This window comes from Neobacillus piezotolerans (assembly GCF_003362805.1).
Lineage (GTDB): Bacteria > Bacillota > Bacilli > Bacillales > Cytobacillaceae > Bacillus_D > Bacillus_D piezotolerans.
In genome coordinates this window covers 17,804-35,084 of record NZ_QNQT01000011.1, presented here as the reverse complement: position 1 = coordinate 35,084, position 17,281 = coordinate 17,804, and the positions used below count along the sequence as shown (strand labels likewise).

Sequence of the window (17,281 nt, the reverse complement as noted above, 5' to 3'; positions counted from 1 at the left end):
GTTGGCGGTGCTAACTTCTTCCCCGGTCCCGTTCGTATAAAAGACAGGCGAGGTAAACGGTGAAGGCGGAATGGAAATCTTTCAGGCTTACTCCTGTCTTATCTGTAAACTTATCGACACGGTACTGGAGCGTATTGCGGTGGATGTACAGTTTTTTTGCTGCAAGGCTCGCATTTGATCCGTTTTCAAGAAATCCTTTTACCGTTGTGAACATCTCATCGTCACTTCTGAACGCGTCCGTGAAAACAGCGTTCAGCGCTTCGGCAAGCGGCCCGGGCAGCAGTGACGCGACATAGGAAGGGAAAACCTTTTCAAAAGTGTAATAGCTATCCGGGGAAATGTTCCTTTTCGCAAATTCAAAATAATTCATCTCCTCCCTGAACTGGCCAGGCAGCGCATCGGAAACAGGTAGCCGCCTTCCGATATAAATCCTCGTTTTTATGTAAAAATCGCTTTCGAACGCTCCGGCCATTGAAGCAAGGTCCCGTTCGTCAACTGAAAATTCACCGCGGTCCACAGCAAAAGCCCTTTGCGGACCTTGCCAAAGGATCAGGATTTCTTCAGGGAAAAACCCACTAATTGCCGTTTCCAGCTCGTCGCGGTCATGGTTATCGCTTTGGAAATCAAATTGGATGAGCCGGACAGGTTCCCCATCAGAGCCTAAAGGCAGCTCGCCGCCTTCAAAAAGATATTCCTTCCATTGCTGCAAAAGGGGAGGAAGATTTTCAGATGGCGCCTCTGCCTTGACATAAATCGCCCCCAGAAGGTCAACTTCCCTTTGGGTGATTGATTCCACAGGAATGGAAATCCAATTTTGTTCGGACCCATCGTGGAAAATATGTGATTTTACCTGTCCCGGTACGGGTGGGCGTTCCGTGATTAATGCGCCCGGGTATAACGCCAGCAATTTTTCGAACATAAGGGTTCTCCTATTTTAAAAAAAATCGTCTAATTAAATTATACCAATGAACCATTAGAATGCGTTAATGCCGGAGGGGTCCGGCATTAACGGTCGTATACATGGAACAGCATTAGCTCATGAATCTGCTTTTCCAAACCAGTCTGTTCGTCTGTGTCCGGAGCATTCAGTCCCCATTCGATTTTTCCGTTCTGCAGGTAGCGTCCGGTCCGCTTCAGCTTTTTGTAAAAGAATGAAATCTCCCAGCCGGGAATATCCGTGTTTTTGTATAACGGTTTGAATTGAAAATGTGTCAGCAATGCAATCCCCCCAACCCAATTGTACCTTACTGCAACATAAGGGGCGAGGGGAAAGAAGCGAGCGGCCCCGATAAAGGTAAGCTTTGAAATGAGCCGCCCTTTAAACCGCCTGAATCAATGAACTAAACCCCAGCTTAACCCAACAGCCGGTTTAAAAACGCGAAAATCCATACAAGGACCGCCGAAAGGGAAACCATCATAAGAAGCATTTTCACCGGGGCGGCTTTCCAGCCTGAACGCAATGGCGGAAGAGCCTGTAAACCGAAACTTGCTAGAAATACCGCAAGCGGAATCCAATCAAGGATCGATTCCCTGTGTGAACCATCGAGAGCGTCTGAAATCATCCTCGCAAAAAAGTAAAAAAACGTTCCGGCATGCATCACGCAGGCCAGCAGGAACAGCGGTAGCGCCCGCTTATTTTTGAACATGGAAACTAACTCCTTCGATACAGCATTTTTTCTATTCTATGCAACTAAATTATACACGCGAACCGGGAAAACCTTGTGTTTTTCCGGTATAATGAAGGTAAAATCGTAGTATTTTTGCGACCAAGAAAGAAGGGTCCTGCTTTGCTCCAAAAAGCGAACGAATTATTAAAAACGTATTTTGGCTATTCGGCATTCAGGGAAGGACAGGAGCGGGCCATTGCTACAGTGCTGGAAGGCAGAAACACTCTTTGCGTCATGCCGACCGGAGGCGGTAAATCGGTTTGTTACCAAATACCAGCGCTAATGCTTGAAGGTACGACCGTAGTCATTTCCCCGCTTATCTCACTGATGAAGGACCAGGTCGACGCCCTTGTCCAGCTTGGGATTGATGCGGCCTACATCAACAGCTCCCTTTCAAGCCAGGAGGCGGCTGAACGGATGGAGGACGCACTCGCGGGAAGGTACAAGCTATTGTATATCGCCCCCGAGCGGCTGGAATCTCCTTATTTTATCGAGCAGCTTGGAAAAATGGACATCCCGCTTATCGCCGTCGATGAAGCGCATTGTATTTCCCAGTGGGGCCACGATTTCCGCCCAAGCTACCGCCATATTGCAAAAATGGCGCAGGGTCTTCGCAATCGGCCGGTGAAGCTTGCGCTGACGGCGACCGCGACTCCGATTGTCCGGGACGATATTTGCGCCTCGCTAGGCATTGAAATCGGGAATGAGATCATCACGGGCTTTGAACGGGAGAACCTTTCGTTTTCCGTGATAAAAGGCCAGGACCGCGGCAAGTTTCTGAAACGCTTTTTACAGCAGAATGAAAAAGAAACGGGTATTATTTATGCCGCGACCCGGAAGACAGTCGACCAGCTTTATGAAAGCCTGAAAAGGGGCGGCATATCGGTCTCCCGATACCATGCCGGAATGAGCGATACGGACAGGTTTGGCGAGCAGGAGCGTTTCCTCCGCGATGAAGCCTCCGTTATGGTGGCCACATCCGCATTCGGGATGGGCATCGATAAAAGTAACATCCGCTATGTCATTCATTATCAGCTTCCCCGGAACATGGAGAGCTATTACCAGGAAGCGGGACGCGCCGGCCGGGACGGACTTCCGAGCTCGTGCATCGTCCTTTATTCGCCGCAGGATATCCAGGTCCAGCGTTTCCTGATCGAACAATCGGTCGAGCGGGACCGGTCCGCTTCGGAGTTGGAAAAGCTTCAGGGCATGGCGGACTATTGCCACACCGAAAGCTGCCTCCAGGAATACATTCTCCGCTATTTCGGGGAAACGGAAACAGAACCGTGCGGACGCTGCGGCAATTGCACCGATTCAAGGGAAAGCGAGGATGTTACTAAAGAAGCGCAAATGGCCCTCTCCTGCATCATCCGGATGGGGCAGCGGTTCGGCAAGGCGCTCACCGCCCAGGTTTTGACAGGATCGCAAAACAAAAAGATTGCCGAGTTTGGCTTTGATAAACTTTCTACGTACGGAATTATGGAAACTTGGTCCGCGAAAGATGCGGCAAGCTTTATCGAATTCTTAATTTCCGAGGACTTTATCGGGGTGGAACATGGAACCTACCCGACCATTTATGTTTCGCCCAAGGGGAAGGAAGTTTTACAGGGAAGGCTGCAAATTTCACGGAAGGCAGCGGTCCGATCCGTGGAAATTTCGGTAGAAGACCCGTTGTTTGAGGAACTAAGGGCTATAAGGAAACAGTTGGCCGACGCAGCGAATGTCCCGCCATTCGTCGTATTCTCGGATGCTTCGCTGAAGGATATGTGCCTGAAGCTGCCCCAATCGGATGAGGATTTCCTTGAAGTAAACGGGGTAGGAGCGAATAAACTTGAAAAGTACGGCGAACCGTTCATTTCGGCGATACAAAAATTTCTTGCAGACAATCCAGACCGTGAGCCTGTTTTTGCAGAAGAAGCGAGGCCAGCGAAAAAACGCCCTGCTGCAAAGCCGACGAGTGACTCCCATCTTGAAACGCACCGACTTCACCTTGAAGGGCAGTCGGTTGGAGCAATCGCCGCCAGCCGGGGGCTTGCCGCCAGCACGGTCGAGAACCATCTATTAACCTGCCACCAGCAGGGAATGCCGGTTCATTTTGAGAAATTGATTCCAGAAGAGTTTTTGCCGCTGCTCGAAAACGCGGTCACCGAAGCAGGGCGGGAGCGATTGAAGCCTATCAAGGAACTATTGCCTGATGAGGTAACCTATTTCATGATCAAAGCGTTTTTAATAATGGAAAAGCGCCGCACACTCTCTTAGGTGCGGCTTTCCATTTCCATAGTATTTTTTCCAAAAATAACTATTCCGTATGTTAAACTATTCCTAGATTAACAGAAATGGGTGGTCTTTATTTTACATAATGAAGAAGTGGTCCTGGCACTGAGAGATTTGCGGAAGAATTACGGCGCGAAACCAGTGCTGCAGGGAATCGACCTTACTGTTACCCGAGGGCAAATCATCGGATATATCGGGCCGAACGGAGCAGGAAAAAGTACAACGATCAAGCTGCTCCTCGGCCTGGAGGAAAACTATCAGGGAGAAATACAGATTTTCGGGCAAACGCTTAAATCCGGAGATTATGAGTATAAAAGAAAAATAGGCTATGTCCCCGAAATTGCCGAGCTTTATGACAACCTGACGGCAATCGAGTACTTGACCTTTACGGGTGAACTGTACGGGATGGACCCTGAAAAAGCGGAAATTAAGGCCAAAAAGCTGATGCGCGCGTTTGGCCTAGATAACGTGTTCTATAGCCGGATTTCGTCTTTTTCAAAAGGGATGAAGCAAAAGGTGATGATTATTTCAAGCCTTCTGCATGATCCTGAACTGCTGTTCCTTGACGAGCCGCTGAGCGGGCTGGATGCGAATTCAGTTATGATTTTCAAGGAGATCCTCTCCCAGCTTGCGGCAAGCGGAAAAACAATTTTCTATTCCTCCCATATCATGGACGTTGTCGAAAAAATCAGCAGCAGAATCATTTTGCTTAACGGCGGAAAAATTGTCGCGGATGGAAGTTTTGAACAATTGAAGGAACAAAGCGCGGAGGGTTCCCTGGAACAGATTTTCAACCAGCTTACGGGCTTTGATGAATTCCGGGATCTGGCGGGCGAATTTGTTTCAATCGTCCGGGAGGTGTGATCCTTGAAGGATTTAAGGACGTTGAGGGTGCTCGATAAGTTCAGGTGGATGTTTGAACGGCTTGGTGCCGATTATCCGATGATGCGGAGTATCCTCGCACTGAAGCTGGCGATGGACCAAAGGAGGGCGCCGACCATCCTTGGCGGTGCCCGGAACAAGAGCGACCACAGCCATGAAGACGAGAACCGTTTCATGAAGTCGCTTTGGGTCTATTCGATTTATGGGCTCCTGCTGGTGCCGCTGATTCTGATGGGAAACCATTTTTTCTTTCAAATGACAACCTTTTTCGGCATTTTGATTTTTTTAATCATGACATCGCTCATCTCCGACTTTTCGTCGGTCCTCCTGGATTTGAGGGATCGGAATATTCTTTTGGCCGGTCCTGTTGGCAGGAAGACAATCAGCCTTGCCCGCGCAGTGCATGTTACCGTTTATTTGTTCTTCCTGACAGGCTCTTTGGCGGCCGCGCCATTGCTTGCGGGGCTATTCAGGCATGGGCCGGCCTTTTTCCTTATTCTTATGGCCGCGCTTATTTTCGCCGATTTGCTAATCATGGCTGCAACGGCTTTGGTGTATTATTTCATTCTTCGTTTCTTTGATGGGGAGAAGCTTCGGGACATTATTAACTATGTACAGATTTTCCTGTCTGTTTCACTCGCTCTGGGGTATCAGCTCGTTGGGAGGACGTTCGAACTGATCGAAATGGAACGGGCCATCGATCCGGCCTGGTGGCAGGCAATCTTTCCGCCGGTTTGGTTCGGCGCCCTGTTCGAACTTGGGATGAACGGGGTTTCTTCGCCCCAGTTTGCCCTGTTTGCGAGTTTGGCCATTTTGGGGCCGGCGTGGGCGTGGGCTTTGTATGTGAAAAAGATGCCGGCCTTTGAAAGCGGGATTCAAAAGCTTTCATCCGGAAGCGGTCCGAGCAGGGTAAAGGTGCCCCCATTAAATACGGTGGCATCAAGGCTGCTGTGCCGGGATAGGGAGGAGCGGGCATTTTACCGGTTCGCGCTTGCAATGATGAAAACGGAACGTGATTTCCGGCTCAAAGTCTATCCGTCAATCGGCCTTTCGCTGGTGGTCCCGCTCATTCTCCTATTAAACCAGATCAGGTGGGATTCCTTCGAAAGCCTTGTCCACAGCAAGTACTATTTATCGATTTACATGGCAGCGATTGTCATTCCTACATCAATCATGATGCTGAAGTACTCAGGCCGTTACAAAGGCTCGTGGCTGTTCGGGACCGCGCCTTTAAAAACATATGCACCATTTTATAGCGGAACACTGAAAGCCTTTCTGAGCAGGCTGTTTTTTCCCGTCTATGCCATTTCGGGTGTGATCTTTTGTTATATTTTCGGGATTGGCGTACTGCCGGATATAGTCGGGGCTTTTCTTGCCGCAATCGTCTATACCGTGTTCTGCACGTATTTGCTGAAAGGGTCCTTGCCTTTTTCGGAATCATTCGAGGCAAGCCAGGAAAGCGAAGGCTGGAAAATCATCCTTTACCTCATCCCAATGTTCGCCTTCATGGGCGTCCATTATTTGTTCACCTTCATCCCATATGGAAGTTTTCTGTATGTGCTAATCATGCTCGTTGCCTCTTCCGTCTCCTGGAAGATTGCCAGCCGCAGGATTTGGGTGTAACAACGTAGAGTGATGGAGTATCTTTTGCTTCAGTCCCGGAATACCGAAAAAAGGGGACGTATCCTTCTCCTCGCAACGAGGCCTGGATGCGTCCCCTGATTCATTTTTAATGATAGATTTCCTCGGGTGCTTTGACGGATTTTTCGGCAAGGTGGATGGCATAGTCAATGGGCAGTTTTCTTGTTAGATATTCATACTTACGCATTCCCCGGTGGTGGAAAATCGACCTGCCTGGTTTTGAGTTGACCTCGAATAACCAGACAATGCCGTCCCGGTCAATCCCAAAGTCAAAGCCGAATTCAGCTGAGATTCCCTCGAGCCGCTCCTCGAGTATTTCGCTAAGCTCCAATGCCGCCTCCGAAAGCTTCCGCTCGTATTTAACCGCATCCTTTTCACCGAATAGCTCCTTTAGCGTATGGACGTCCCCGCCGTTTCTGACATGGGTCGTGATGCTTCCAAAGCCTGCCTGTTTTCCGGCGATGGCGGATACCTGCCACTTCCCTTTCCCGTCCTTATTCGTATGCACCCTGAAATCAACTGGCCTGCCGCCCACTTTTAAAAGGAGGATCCTTTGTTGGATCAGGATATTTTTAAGGCCGCGTTTGCCGAACATCTTTGAAGTGAGCGCGTGAAGGCTATTGAATTTCAGCAATTTGTTGCTGCCCGTTTGGTCCCGGAAGCGGCAATAACAGGTGGACCCGGGAAATTCGGCGATCACTTGGCGGATTCCAATGCCCAATGTGCCGTGAATAGGCTTTAAGTAGATGGAACCATGTTTATCGAGCAGGCGCCTGGTCTCGGTTACCGAAGTGAACAAATGGGTCTCAGGCAAGTATTTTTCCGCATGCCGGTTTTCCTTCAGGCGTTCAAAAATATCCAATTTATTAAAAAAGCCTGGATTGAACCAAGGGATCAAATAATCTTTTTGAAGTCTTTCTTTTGCAAGTTTGCTTTCCGGCCTGCTTTCGCTCTTCCTTGTCGGCAGCCGGTCATAAACGACATTTGGAAAAGGGACAAGCCGGCTCTCCCAACTTCCTCCGCTAAAAAAATAGCCTTTGACCAAATTTTTCTCCCAATCAATTCCCTGTCCGGTAAACAGAAAGCCTGAAGCACCGGATGCCCCGCATGTATCGAGCAACTTTGAAAACGAATTTGTCCTTTCCCCAGCGGGCTGGGTGCTTGAATCAATTAAGTTCGAAGTGAAAATGCCGATCAAGGGACCTAAAAAGAGGGTGTCTTCATTTAAAAAAATTCCAAACTTCGCGACACCTTCAGGAATATGAAGGCCTTCTAGGACCGTTTTGCTGATTCCGATGCTGTCGTTTTCCTCTGGGTGGGGCAGGATAGCTGCATCCATGGATGCGGAACCGAATGCCGCCTTCCGGACCGCGGGCAATGGCCCGAGGCGGGGAGGGTAATAAACAATGGGCTTGTCATGGTCGAGCGTTTCAACTGGGTAAAACTTTGCCATTTTACTCACGTCCTTTTTATTTGAAAGGCTGGATTTTTTTAAAAGGAAGAACGGAACCAACCGCCAACGGAATCCGTATGAATATCCGGAAGCTGCCCTCACGAAGGAAGAAACTGCTTCTTACGCACAAGGCGATTTTTCCGGGAAGATTTCATTCACGGAAGAAACATCACCCATTTTTTATTAAAAAGGGTGAGCGCCTGCGAATTTTGGGTAAAGATGGGCAAAAACTGTTATAGTATCGTATGTATAGGACAAACAAAATGTTCGTGTTATTTTTCGGAAAGGTTGATCCATCATGAATATATTTATAACAATCTTGTTTATGGTAGTGATTGGCGCCCTTATCGGCGGGTTTACGAATCACTTGGCGATTAAAATGTTATTCCGCCCGTATAATGCGGTTTATATTGGCAAATGGCGGGTCCCATTCACCCCCGGCCTGATTCCGAAAAGGCGGGATGAACTTGCCCGGCAGATGGGCAGGATGGTCGTCGAGCATTTGGTCACCCCGGAAAGCATCCGCTCGAAATTCATGGATAAAGATTTTCAGAGGGATATAACAGAGCTCGTCAAAAAGGAACTCCGGACGCTTATGGAATCCGATATGACAATAAATGGCCTGCTTGAAAAGGCGGGAATCAAGGACGGGACGGAACGGATTGAAAAACGGATCGGGCGGTTTGTCGAAGGGGTTTATGAAAAAGCGATGGGGAAATACCGCGGCCAGCCGATTGCGGCCATCCTGCCGCAGCCTCTCCTGGAAGGCGCGGAGCGGAAGATTCCGGAGATCACCGCCTATATCCTTGGAAAAGGGGAGGATTATTTCTCCAGCTATGAGGGCAAGGTGCGGATCCAGGCGATGTTTGATGAGTTTTTCAAGGATAAGGGAATGATAGGCAATATGATTCAGATGGTCCTTGGCAATGTAAGCATCGCTGATAAAATCCAGCCTGAAATCATCAAGTTTTTCAAAAGTGACGGGGCCCATCTCCTGATTACGAGCATCCTCAAAAAGGAGTTGGAAAAACTTCTTGCGCGTGATGCGGCCGAACTGGAAGCGATGGCCGGCAGGGAAAAAATCGTCTCAGCCCTACAAGGCTATGCGATCAATCTTGCCGGGACGGAGCAGCTATTGTCGGCTCCGGCTTCCCAGCTACTCGCTTCGTACAAAGAGACGATCCTTGAAAGGACGGCGCCTCATCTCGTTATTATGCTCGGGGACTGGCTGACTTCAAGAATTGAAATGATGATGGAAAAGCTGCATTTACAGGAGCTTGTCCGTGCCCAGGTGGAAACCTTTTCACTCCAGCGGGTAGAAGATATGATCCTGGGCATCACAAAGAGCGAACTAAAGATGATTACGTATCTTGGCGCGCTTCTCGGCGGACTGATTGGAGTTTTTCAGGGAATATTCGCGATCCTGTTTTCATAGGATATACCGTTATGGCGTATTTCGCGGGGCATTTCCTTCACGCGCCCTGTTTGGTATAGTGGACAGGAATGCCACATTGAATAAGGGAGTGTTACCATGGCAGTAAATTTATATGATGCGGCCTATGAACTTGAAAAAGCGATCAGGCAGAGCGATGAATTCAGAAGGCTAAAGCAGGTGTATGATGCGGTGAATGCCGATGACTCGGCACGGAGGATGTTCGAAAACTTCCGGAATATCCAAATGAACCTTCAGCAAAAGCAGATGATGGGCCAGGAAATCAGCCATGAAGAAGTTGACCAGGCGCAAAAATCGGTTGCCCTTGTCCAGCAGCATCCCACCATTTCCAAACTGATGGAAGCGGAACAAAGGATGGGGATGGTCATTGGCGAGTTGAACCAACTCATTATGAAGCCGCTTGAAGAATTGTACGGAAATCCAACTGGCAGATAAACAAGACCATCCCGGCAAACAATGTTTGCCGGGATGTTTTTCTTTTTTAAGGCTGCCTGTTTTCAGCCAAGCTGTATTTATTGCCCTTGAAGTCGAAAACCCGTTCATTCCTGACAATTTCGGAAAGATAGTTCATTGTAATTCGCATCGCTTCATCAGGCTCGTAGTCCCGCCGATTGTTAAGGGTATTTGTGAGCATCCCCTGCCAGACGAGAATCGTCATTTCATTGATTGCATCGACGTTCTCATCCTGTATGTACCCTTCCCTGAGCGCTGCTTCCAGATACGATCTTCCCCTCTTGCTCATATTCCGTTCAAACAGGATCGGTTTCAAATCTTCCGGGATTTTAATCAATTCATTTGGATAAAGTTCATAATACCGCTGAAGCAATTTCTCCGGTTGGCCGCCAAGGTCCATAATGAAAACGGCATGGAAAATTTGCGGGTTCCGGAAAGAGTGCTTGCAAAAGCATTCCCACGCCAGCAAGTACTTTTCAAGCGGATTGGCCCCTTTCTCCATATAGAGAGGAACCTCGTCGGTATACGGCTTAAGGAATTTCATGGACGCGAAAAAGATTAAATGCGAGATTTCCGAAAAATAATTATAAATGGTCGCGCTGTTGTAGCCGGCCTTGTCGGCGACCTTCCTGATTGTTACTTTATCTATGCCTTCTTCTTCAATAATCTCTGCTGTCGCCTCTACGAAATATTTCCACATCCGGCTCATTTGGATTTTCTTCTTATCCACGCCAAACCTCCTAGTATTTATGAAAATAGTATAAACCGTTTTTAGAATATTTGTATTCTTTTAAATTTATGTGTTAATATAATCGTACTCTAAAAAGTAATCATGATTATTTTCTAATCAATCTTATCATGGATGGAGGCATTTGGAAATTATTTTGTTGGAAATTTAAAACTAAAAAGAGGTGAAACAAATGGGGAAGGTAAAAATTGATCCGATTGTATTTTGGTCATCATTAATCGTTATCGTCGCCGCAACACTCTTGCTCGTTTTAAACAGGGAATCAGCCGAGCCGGTCCTGAATAATTTAATGACGTCAATTACATTTAAACTCGACTGGGCGTTTCAATTATTAACTGCCGGGCTGTTTGTACTGCTTGTCTGGTTGATTTTTGGAAAATATGGAAACGTCAAGCTCGGGGAAGGAAAACCTGAGTTTTCCAACTTCAGTTGGGGATCGATGCTTTTTTGCGCAGGCATGGGGACAAGCATCATGTTCTGGTCCATTATGGAACCAATCTACTATTATACGGGTCCTCCATTTGGAATTAAGCCGAATTCGGCCGAAGCGGCGGAATGGGCTGTTGCATACGGGATGTTCCATTGGGGCATTTCCGCCTGGTCGCTTTATGCCCTGCCGACCGTCACGATTGCCTATTCTTTTTTTGTGAAAAAGCATGCCTCTTTGAAAATCAGCACTGCTTGCCGTGGGGTTTTAGGAAAGCATGCCGATGGATGGGCAGGAAAAGTCATCGACATCCTGGTCATCTGGAGCCTGGTCGGTGGGCTTGGTACATCCCTTGGGCTTGGGGTCCCGATGATTTCCGCTGTAATTGGAGAAATCCTTGGACTTAAGCAATCACTTATGCTAAGTGTTATCATCATTGCGATTTGGACAGTCATTTACTGCTCAAGTGCTTATATGGGACTTTATAAAGGAATCAGGAAACTGAGCGACATCAACGTTTATCTCGCCTTGGCGCTTGCGATTTTCGTTTTATTAGCGGGCCCCACATTATTCATTCTCTCTTACTTTACAAACAGCTTCGGTATGATGCTCCAGAATATTGTCAAAATGAGCTTTTACACGGATCCCATTTCAAAAGGAGGATTTCCGCAGGCGTGGACAGTCTTTTACTGGGCATGGTTTGCCGCCACTGCGCCATTCATGGGCCTATTTGTAGCTCGTATTTCAAAAGGCAGGACGATAAGGGAACTAATCAGCTATGTCCTGCTTTGGGGATCGCTGGGAAGCTGGCTGTATTTCGCAGTATTTGGCGGATATGCGATGCATCTCCAGCTGAATGACATCCTTCCTATCTCTCAAATCCTTGAGGACAAGGGCGGGCCTGCGGCAATAGTCGAGGTGCTGAAAACACTCCCGCTCAGCAAGCTCGTCATAATCTTTTTCGTTGTTTTAGGATTTATTTTTCTTGCTACATCTCTCGACTCGGCAACCTATATTTTGTCGGCGATCGCCACTAAGGAATTGGTCGGCCAGCAGGAACCCGCGCGCTGGCATCGCCTGCTTTGGGGTGGAATCCTCGCTGTCATGGCGGTTGCTTTGCTGATGATCGGGGGCTTGAAGGTCATTCAAACATCCTCCGTCATCGTCTCGGTACCGGTTATCCTTATTTATCTGCTGCTAACAGTATCACTTTTAAAATGGCTCAAGCAGGATTACGGGACACCGACTTCCAGCGGGGAAGATATTAATCTCGAAAAAAAGCAGGATAAAGCCTGTTAATCAGCAGGGACATTTCTAGAAAAGGGCGCGGAGGGCAGTCAATGTCCGCCGTGCCCCCTTTCATGTGACCGACAAGCTACATACTATTGAAATATTTGGAGGGGAACAAATGGTTTTTAACGTACGCGATTCACAATTATCAATCAAAACAGATTTTCCGCGGAACATCCGCGAAATCGAACATGTTTGGATTTCGATGTCCGATGGGACGCGCCTTTCAGCGCGTATCTGGCTGCCGGAGGATGCGGAGCAAAATCCTGTGCCGGCGATACTTGAATACATCCCATATCGGAAGAATGACTTTACGGCGTTAAGGGATTCCATCCGCCACCCGTACTTCGCCGGCCATGGCTATGCGAGCATCCGTGTGGATATGCGTGGTTCCGGTGATTCTGATGGCATTCTGTATGACGAATATTTGCCCCAAGAGCAGGATGACGCCCTTGAGGTCCTAAGCTGGATTGCCGAACAGCCATGGTCCACAGGCTCTGTTGGCATGATCGGCAAGTCATGGGGAGGTTTCAATGGCCTCCAGGTCGCGGCAAGGCGCCATCCATCACTCAAGGCGATCATCACCCTTTGTTCCACGGATGACCGCTATGCGGATGATGTCCACTATATGGGCGGTGCTGTGCTCGCCTCGGATATGCTTTGGTGGGCTTCGACGATGCTTGTCTACAATGGGCGTCCGGCGGATCCGGCGATTGTCGGTGAAGCATGGCGCGAGTCCTGGCTTGAACGGCTTGAAAAAACCCCTCCATTTGTCGAGGAATGGATGCTTCATCAACGCCGGGACGCTTATTGGAAGCATGGCTCCGTCTGTGAGGATTATTCTGATATTACTATCCCGGTATTCGCTGTCGGCGGCTGGGCCGATGGGTATACGAATGCGATTTTCAGGCTCCTTGAAGGGCTTCCCGGCCCAAGGAAGGGCTTGATTGGCCCTTGGGCGCATGAATATCCGGAAGTCGCGGTGCCTGGCCCCGCCATCGGCTTTCTGCAGGAATGTATCCGCTGGTGGGACCACTGGCTGAAAGGGATTAACACCGGCATTATGGAGGAACCTATGCTAAGAGCCTGGATGCAGGAGAGCGTTCTGCCGCAGGTTGATTATGACGAACGCCCCGGCCGCTGGGTGGCGGAAGATTCCTGGCCATCGGAAAACAGCAAGCCAAGTGAATTCTGGCTTGCAGGAGACGGCTTGAGTGCATCCGTCCCGGAAAAAGCTCAAGAAGCTATTGTTTCAAGCGTTCAGCAGCACGGCCTCTATGCAGGCGTCTGGTGTCCGTTTGGCCAGCCTGGAGACCTTGCTTCCGACCAGAGGCTTGAAGACGGGTTGTCAAGTTGTTTTAGTTCGGAACCACTAAAAGAGCCGATGGAGATCCTCGGTTTTCCAGAAGTTGAGGTGGAGCTTTCTTCAGATAAGCCTTATGCGCTGCTCGCGGTAAGGCTGTGTGATGTATCCCCGACGGGCGAATCTACCTTGGTTAGCTGGGGGATGCTTAATTTAACCCACAGAGAAAGCCATGAATTTCCGTCCGCTCTTGTACCGGGAGAAAGGTATAAGGTAAAGGTGCGCCTAAACGCGATCGGCCATGTTCTCCCCGTAGGGCACCGCTGGCGTATAGCTTTATCGCCAACCTATTGGCCGCACGCATGGCCTTCACCAGAGCCTGCCACTTTGACTGTATTTCCTGGAGAAAATACGAAACTAGTTCTGCCGGTAAGGCGGCCGTGCGAACTTGATGGGTCGCTTCCAGAATTCGGGCCGCCTGAAACCGCCGCGGTCGCGGAACGGGAAATTTTAAGGGTTGAAAGCAGGAGCCGGAAAGTCCATAATGATTTGATCAACGGCGTCTGGGTTCTCGACGACTATTCCGATGAGGGTGCTCGCCGCCTGCCGCATAACGGACTTGAATATGGGAGCACGAACCGGAACATTTATACAATAAAAGAAAACGATCCGCTTTCCGCGGAAGTACGCTGTGAATGGACACTTGACGTCGGCCGCGGAGATTGGCAGACAAGCCTTAAGAGTGTAAGCGTCATGTCCGCGGATGAGGGGCACTTTTATCTAATGAACGAGCTTACAGCCTTTGAAGGCAAGGAGCAGGTGTTTACTAAGACTTGGAAAACCGCGATTCCGCGTGATTTGGTTTAAGAAGGCCGTATTGTGTTATAGAACTATGGACTGCCGGTTTTGATTACCGGTAGTTTCAATGGCGGAGGAGTTTTAATGAGGCTGGATTTAAGAGTCAAAAGATTGAGGGCATATATGGAGGAAGAGGGAATCAGCCTAAGTCTCATCTGGGAACCGGATAATCAGTACTATTTATGCGGATTTCGGGCAATCAGCTATTCACGGCCGATTGTAACAGCGATTGGCCAGGAAAAAACCGAATTAATCATCCCGGGGCTTGAAGAACTTCATGCGGCGGAAAAAGCGAATGTGGACAAAATCCATGTGTACCATGAACAGATTGCTCTAAAGGATTTGGAAATTTCCTATCTCGGTCATTTAACAAAGTTATTAAAGAGATATCCCGGGGGGACCAGGATCGGGATTGAAATTGCAAGCCTTCCAGCCTCTGTCTATATTTTTTTGAAGGAATTCGGCTTTGCCCTGGTGGATGTCGGCCAAAAGATTACCGCGATGCGGGCGATAAAAGACGCCGATGAAATTGAGTTTCTTAAAATTGCCGGCCAACTTTCGGATTACGCAATCGGAAGGTCGATGGAGCACGCCCGGGTTGGTATTAGCGAGCTTGAATTCGATTCGGCTGGAGATTCGTACTTGCTTGAAATTGCGACAAGGGATTACCCCGGAGAGTTGATTGGGTATGAGGATTGGACATGCTCCGGAATTGAGCGGAGTGCCATGCCGCATCTTTATTCGAATACAAGGAGATTCGAGGATGGCGATGTTGTCATTCACAGCCGCCAGGTATGGTTCAATGGTTACAGGGCGGAAAATGAACGAACTTTTTTTGTTGGGAAGCCTTCTGAAAAGCAAATGGATTTGCTAAAGCTCGCGATTGAAGCCCAGCGAGTGGGAATGGAGATGATCCGGCCCGGGATTGCGGCGAAGGAAGTGGATATCGCGACGTACCGGATTTTTGATAAGGCCGGTTATGGGGAATATGTAAATCATCGCGCCGGCCACGGATTGGGATTGTCGGAGCACGAAGAACCTTACTTGCGATTTGATAATGGCCTCATCCTTGAAGAGGGCATGGTCTACACGATTGAACCGGGTATTTACGTTCCGGGCCTTGGGGGATACAGGCATTCAGACACTGTCATACTAACAAAAAAGGGCAGCTATTCAATTACCAGGCACCCAAGGGAAATCGAACATTTGCGTTTTTACTAACAATCGGGGTGAACACTATGCCGTCTATTATTCTCACCATTATCGGAATTAATATTTTGTATGTTTCCTTATTTACATTAAGGATGATGATTGTCATCAAAGGATATAGGTTACTGGCGTCCATCATATCAATGGGCGAGGTTTTTATTTACTTGATGGGTTTAACGATTGTCCTTGATAACCTCGATGAGCCCCTGAATATCGCGGCTTATTGCTTTGGCTGGGGCCTAGGGGTATTTATAGGCAGTAAGATTGAAGGTTATCTGGCACTCGGATATGTTGTCATGGAAGTGATTGTGGATTCGTCCGACTTAACGGTCCCCACAAAAATTCGGGAGAAAGGGTATGGCGTCACTTCTTGGGTGGCTGACGGGAAGGATGGTAAACGCCTGGTAATGAAGGTGCTCGCAAAGCGGAAGAACGAGCAAAAGTTAAAAAAACTAATTCTCTCGTTTTACCCAAAAGCCTTCATGATTTCATACGAACCTACCCACTTTAATGGAGGGTTCATGCTCGGGAGGCTCCGTTAACTGTATTGCGGAATATCATTGGGCGCTAGTCCCATAAGGGCTGGCGCTTTCGTTTATGAATATTTTTCCGCATGCCTGTTCTATAAAAAACCTTTGTTTCATACAAGTGAAATAAGGATGATTCCATGAGGACAGGGGGCACCACCATGATTTACCGAATGCTTGCTCTAAATATCGACGGCACGCTTCTCGAAAGCAGCGGGAAACTTCATAAGACCACAAAGGAAGCAATCCGTTACGCCCAGGATAAAGGGGTCTATATCACCCTCCTAACTTCACGTAACTACGCTTCCGCGAAAAAGGCCGCTCGCACCCTGAAGCTAAAAGGGCTATTCGCCTCCCATCACGGAGCTTATATATCCACCGCCTATGACAAACCTGAATTCGTAAAAAGAATCAGCGAGGACGTAACATATGAGATTGTCCGGTTGCTTGAAAGCTTTCAATGCCAAATCCGGCTTGTCCACGAGAAATTTTCGCTCGCGAACAAGCTTCAATTGAATAATAATCTCCTGGCCAAAGCGATTTTTACTTCCGGAGACCCGCTTGCGTATTCGCACCAATTTGTTTCCGAGTTAAGCGAATCATTGGTCGACACGCCTGTCGCCCCACCCAAAATTGAAGCTTATTTCGAATCCGAACAGGATCTAAAAGATGCGCGGAAAGCAGTGGAATCCATGTTTAACGAGGTAGAAGCGGCATGCAGCGCCCCGGGCAAGCTTGATATTGTACCGGCTGGCGTCTCCAAACTGTCGGGCTTGATTTACATTTGTGACCGTCTTGGAATCAGCCTGAAGGAAGTAGTGGCTATTGGGGACGGCGCGGACGACATTCCATATATCCAGGCCGCGGGGCTTGGGGTAGCAATGGGAAATGCCCCGTACGAAGTCAAACGCGCGGCTGACTGGGTAACCCGAACAGAAAACGAGCATGGCGTCGCATATATGGTAAGGGAGCATTTCAGAAGGCAGCATCCAATCGCCTTTTTGCAGAAAATGAACATTCTAAAAAAATAATAAAAGGGCGGCAAATGCGGTGAGGACTGCTTTTGCCGCCTTTCGCTATTGTCTAGGAATAGGGC

General features: G+C 48.5%; 15 protein-coding genes. 10 read left to right on the top strand and 5 right to left on the bottom strand.

From position 1 onward, the window contains the following. Positions 1–10 precede the first annotated feature (10 nt). The 3 genes from DRW41_RS18750 to DRW41_RS18740 all read right to left on the bottom strand — a co-directional run bounded on the left by DRW41_RS18750 (position 11) and on the right by DRW41_RS18740 (position 1,646). Positions 11–919 (bottom strand): PucR family transcriptional regulator, encoded by a 909-nt coding sequence (locus DRW41_RS18750; RefSeq protein WP_115453561.1) that lies wholly within the window; start codon positions 917–919, stop codon positions 11–13. Between the two features lie 86 nt (positions 920–1,005). Next, complete coding sequence (locus DRW41_RS18745) at positions 1,006–1,218, bottom strand: YheE family protein (RefSeq protein WP_115453560.1); 213 nt, start codon at positions 1,216–1,218, stop codon at positions 1,006–1,008. Between the two features lie 134 nt (positions 1,219–1,352). Further along, on the bottom strand, positions 1,353–1,646 hold the full coding sequence (locus tag DRW41_RS18740; RefSeq protein WP_115453559.1) for a hypothetical protein: 294 nt from the start codon (positions 1,644–1,646) through the stop codon (positions 1,353–1,355). Positions 1,647–1,787: 141 nt separating this feature from the next. On the opposite strand from DRW41_RS18740, the gene recQ reads away from it, so the two are divergent. The 3 genes from recQ to DRW41_RS18725 all read left to right on the top strand — a co-directional run bounded on the left by recQ (position 1,788) and on the right by DRW41_RS18725 (position 6,446). Continuing rightward, complete coding sequence (gene recQ, locus DRW41_RS18735) at positions 1,788–3,926, top strand: DNA helicase RecQ (RefSeq protein WP_115453558.1); 2,139 nt, start codon at positions 1,788–1,790, stop codon at positions 3,924–3,926. Between the two features lie 108 nt (positions 3,927–4,034). Then, entirely contained in the window at positions 4,035–4,805 is a 771-nt protein-coding gene (locus DRW41_RS18730) for an ABC transporter ATP-binding protein (RefSeq protein ID WP_245959494.1), read from the top strand. Between the two features lie 3 nt (positions 4,806–4,808). Continuing rightward, complete coding sequence (locus DRW41_RS18725) at positions 4,809–6,446, top strand: hypothetical protein (RefSeq protein WP_115453557.1); 1,638 nt, start codon at positions 4,809–4,811, stop codon at positions 6,444–6,446. A gap of 106 nt (positions 6,447–6,552) precedes the next feature. Here the strand turns inward: DRW41_RS18725 and DRW41_RS18720 are convergent, their stop codons facing one another. Beyond that, positions 6,553–7,917, bottom strand: a complete 1,365-nt coding sequence (locus DRW41_RS18720; protein WP_115453556.1) for a YheC/YheD family endospore coat-associated protein — start codon at positions 7,915–7,917, stop codon at positions 6,553–6,555. Positions 7,918–8,215: 298 nt separating this feature from the next. Between DRW41_RS18720 and DRW41_RS18710 the strand changes: the two genes are divergently transcribed. Both DRW41_RS18710 and DRW41_RS18705 read left to right on the top strand, forming a co-directional pair. After that, positions 8,216–9,352: a DUF445 domain-containing protein gene (locus DRW41_RS18710; RefSeq protein WP_115453554.1), complete on the top strand. Its 1,137-nt coding sequence runs from the start codon at positions 8,216–8,218 to the stop codon at positions 9,350–9,352. A 96-nt stretch (positions 9,353–9,448) separates the two neighbouring features. Then, entirely contained in the window at positions 9,449–9,805 is a 357-nt protein-coding gene (locus DRW41_RS18705) for a YlbF/YmcA family competence regulator (protein WP_115453553.1), read from the top strand. Between the two features lie 46 nt (positions 9,806–9,851). Here the strand turns inward: DRW41_RS18705 and DRW41_RS18700 are convergent, their stop codons facing one another. Continuing rightward, entirely contained in the window at positions 9,852–10,553 is a 702-nt protein-coding gene (locus DRW41_RS18700; RefSeq protein WP_245959493.1) for a TetR/AcrR family transcriptional regulator, read from the bottom strand. Positions 10,554–10,743: 190 nt separating this feature from the next. On the opposite strand from DRW41_RS18700, the gene DRW41_RS18695 reads away from it, so the two are divergent. The 5 genes from DRW41_RS18695 to DRW41_RS18675 all read left to right on the top strand — a co-directional run bounded on the left by DRW41_RS18695 (position 10,744) and on the right by DRW41_RS18675 (position 17,216). After that, complete coding sequence (locus DRW41_RS18695; protein ID WP_115453552.1) at positions 10,744–12,297, top strand: BCCT family transporter; 1,554 nt, start codon at positions 10,744–10,746, stop codon at positions 12,295–12,297. 109 nt (positions 12,298–12,406) lie between these two features. After that, positions 12,407–14,458: a CocE/NonD family hydrolase gene (locus tag DRW41_RS18690; protein WP_115453551.1), complete on the top strand. Its 2,052-nt coding sequence runs from the start codon at positions 12,407–12,409 to the stop codon at positions 14,456–14,458. A gap of 75 nt (positions 14,459–14,533) precedes the next feature. Beyond that, positions 14,534–15,670, top strand: coding sequence for a M24 family metallopeptidase (locus DRW41_RS18685; RefSeq protein WP_115453550.1), 1,137 nt, complete (start codon positions 14,534–14,536; stop codon positions 15,668–15,670). A 17-nt stretch (positions 15,671–15,687) separates the two neighbouring features. Beyond that, positions 15,688–16,200 carry a DUF2179 domain-containing protein gene (locus tag DRW41_RS18680; RefSeq protein WP_115453549.1) on the top strand — a complete coding sequence of 171 codons (513 nt, stop codon included), beginning with the start codon at positions 15,688–15,690 and terminating at the stop codon, positions 16,198–16,200. A 146-nt stretch (positions 16,201–16,346) separates the two neighbouring features. After that, positions 16,347–17,216: a Cof-type HAD-IIB family hydrolase gene (locus DRW41_RS18675; protein ID WP_115453548.1), complete on the top strand. Its 870-nt coding sequence runs from the start codon at positions 16,347–16,349 to the stop codon at positions 17,214–17,216. The last annotated feature ends 65 nt before the right edge of the window (positions 17,217–17,281 follow it).

What these genes read in the sequence shown, in the direction of transcription:
- DRW41_RS18750 (WP_115453561.1), bottom strand. Translation starts at nt 919, where the DNA reads ATGTTCGAAAAATTGCTGGCGTTATACCCGGGCGCATTAATCACGGAA.
- DRW41_RS18740 (WP_115453559.1), bottom strand. Translation starts at nt 1,646, where the DNA reads ATGTTCAAAAATAAGCGGGCGCTACCGCTGTTCCTGCTGGCCTGCGTG.
- DRW41_RS18720 (WP_115453556.1), bottom strand. Translation starts at nt 7,917, where the DNA reads ATGGCAAAGTTTTACCCAGTTGAAACGCTCGACCATGACAAGCCCATT.
- DRW41_RS18710 (WP_115453554.1), top strand. Translation starts at nt 8,216, where the DNA reads ATGAATATATTTATAACAATCTTGTTTATGGTAGTGATTGGCGCCCTT.
- DRW41_RS18705 (WP_115453553.1), top strand. Translation starts at nt 9,449, where the DNA reads ATGGCAGTAAATTTATATGATGCGGCCTATGAACTTGAAAAAGCGATC.
- DRW41_RS18695 (WP_115453552.1), top strand. Translation starts at nt 10,744, where the DNA reads ATGGGGAAGGTAAAAATTGATCCGATTGTATTTTGGTCATCATTAATC.
- DRW41_RS18690 (WP_115453551.1), top strand. Translation starts at nt 12,407, where the DNA reads ATGGTTTTTAACGTACGCGATTCACAATTATCAATCAAAACAGATTTT.
- DRW41_RS18685 (WP_115453550.1), top strand. Translation starts at nt 14,534, where the DNA reads ATGAGGCTGGATTTAAGAGTCAAAAGATTGAGGGCATATATGGAGGAA.
- DRW41_RS18680 (WP_115453549.1), top strand. Translation starts at nt 15,688, where the DNA reads ATGCCGTCTATTATTCTCACCATTATCGGAATTAATATTTTGTATGTT.
- DRW41_RS18675 (WP_115453548.1), top strand. Translation starts at nt 16,347, where the DNA reads ATGATTTACCGAATGCTTGCTCTAAATATCGACGGCACGCTTCTCGAA.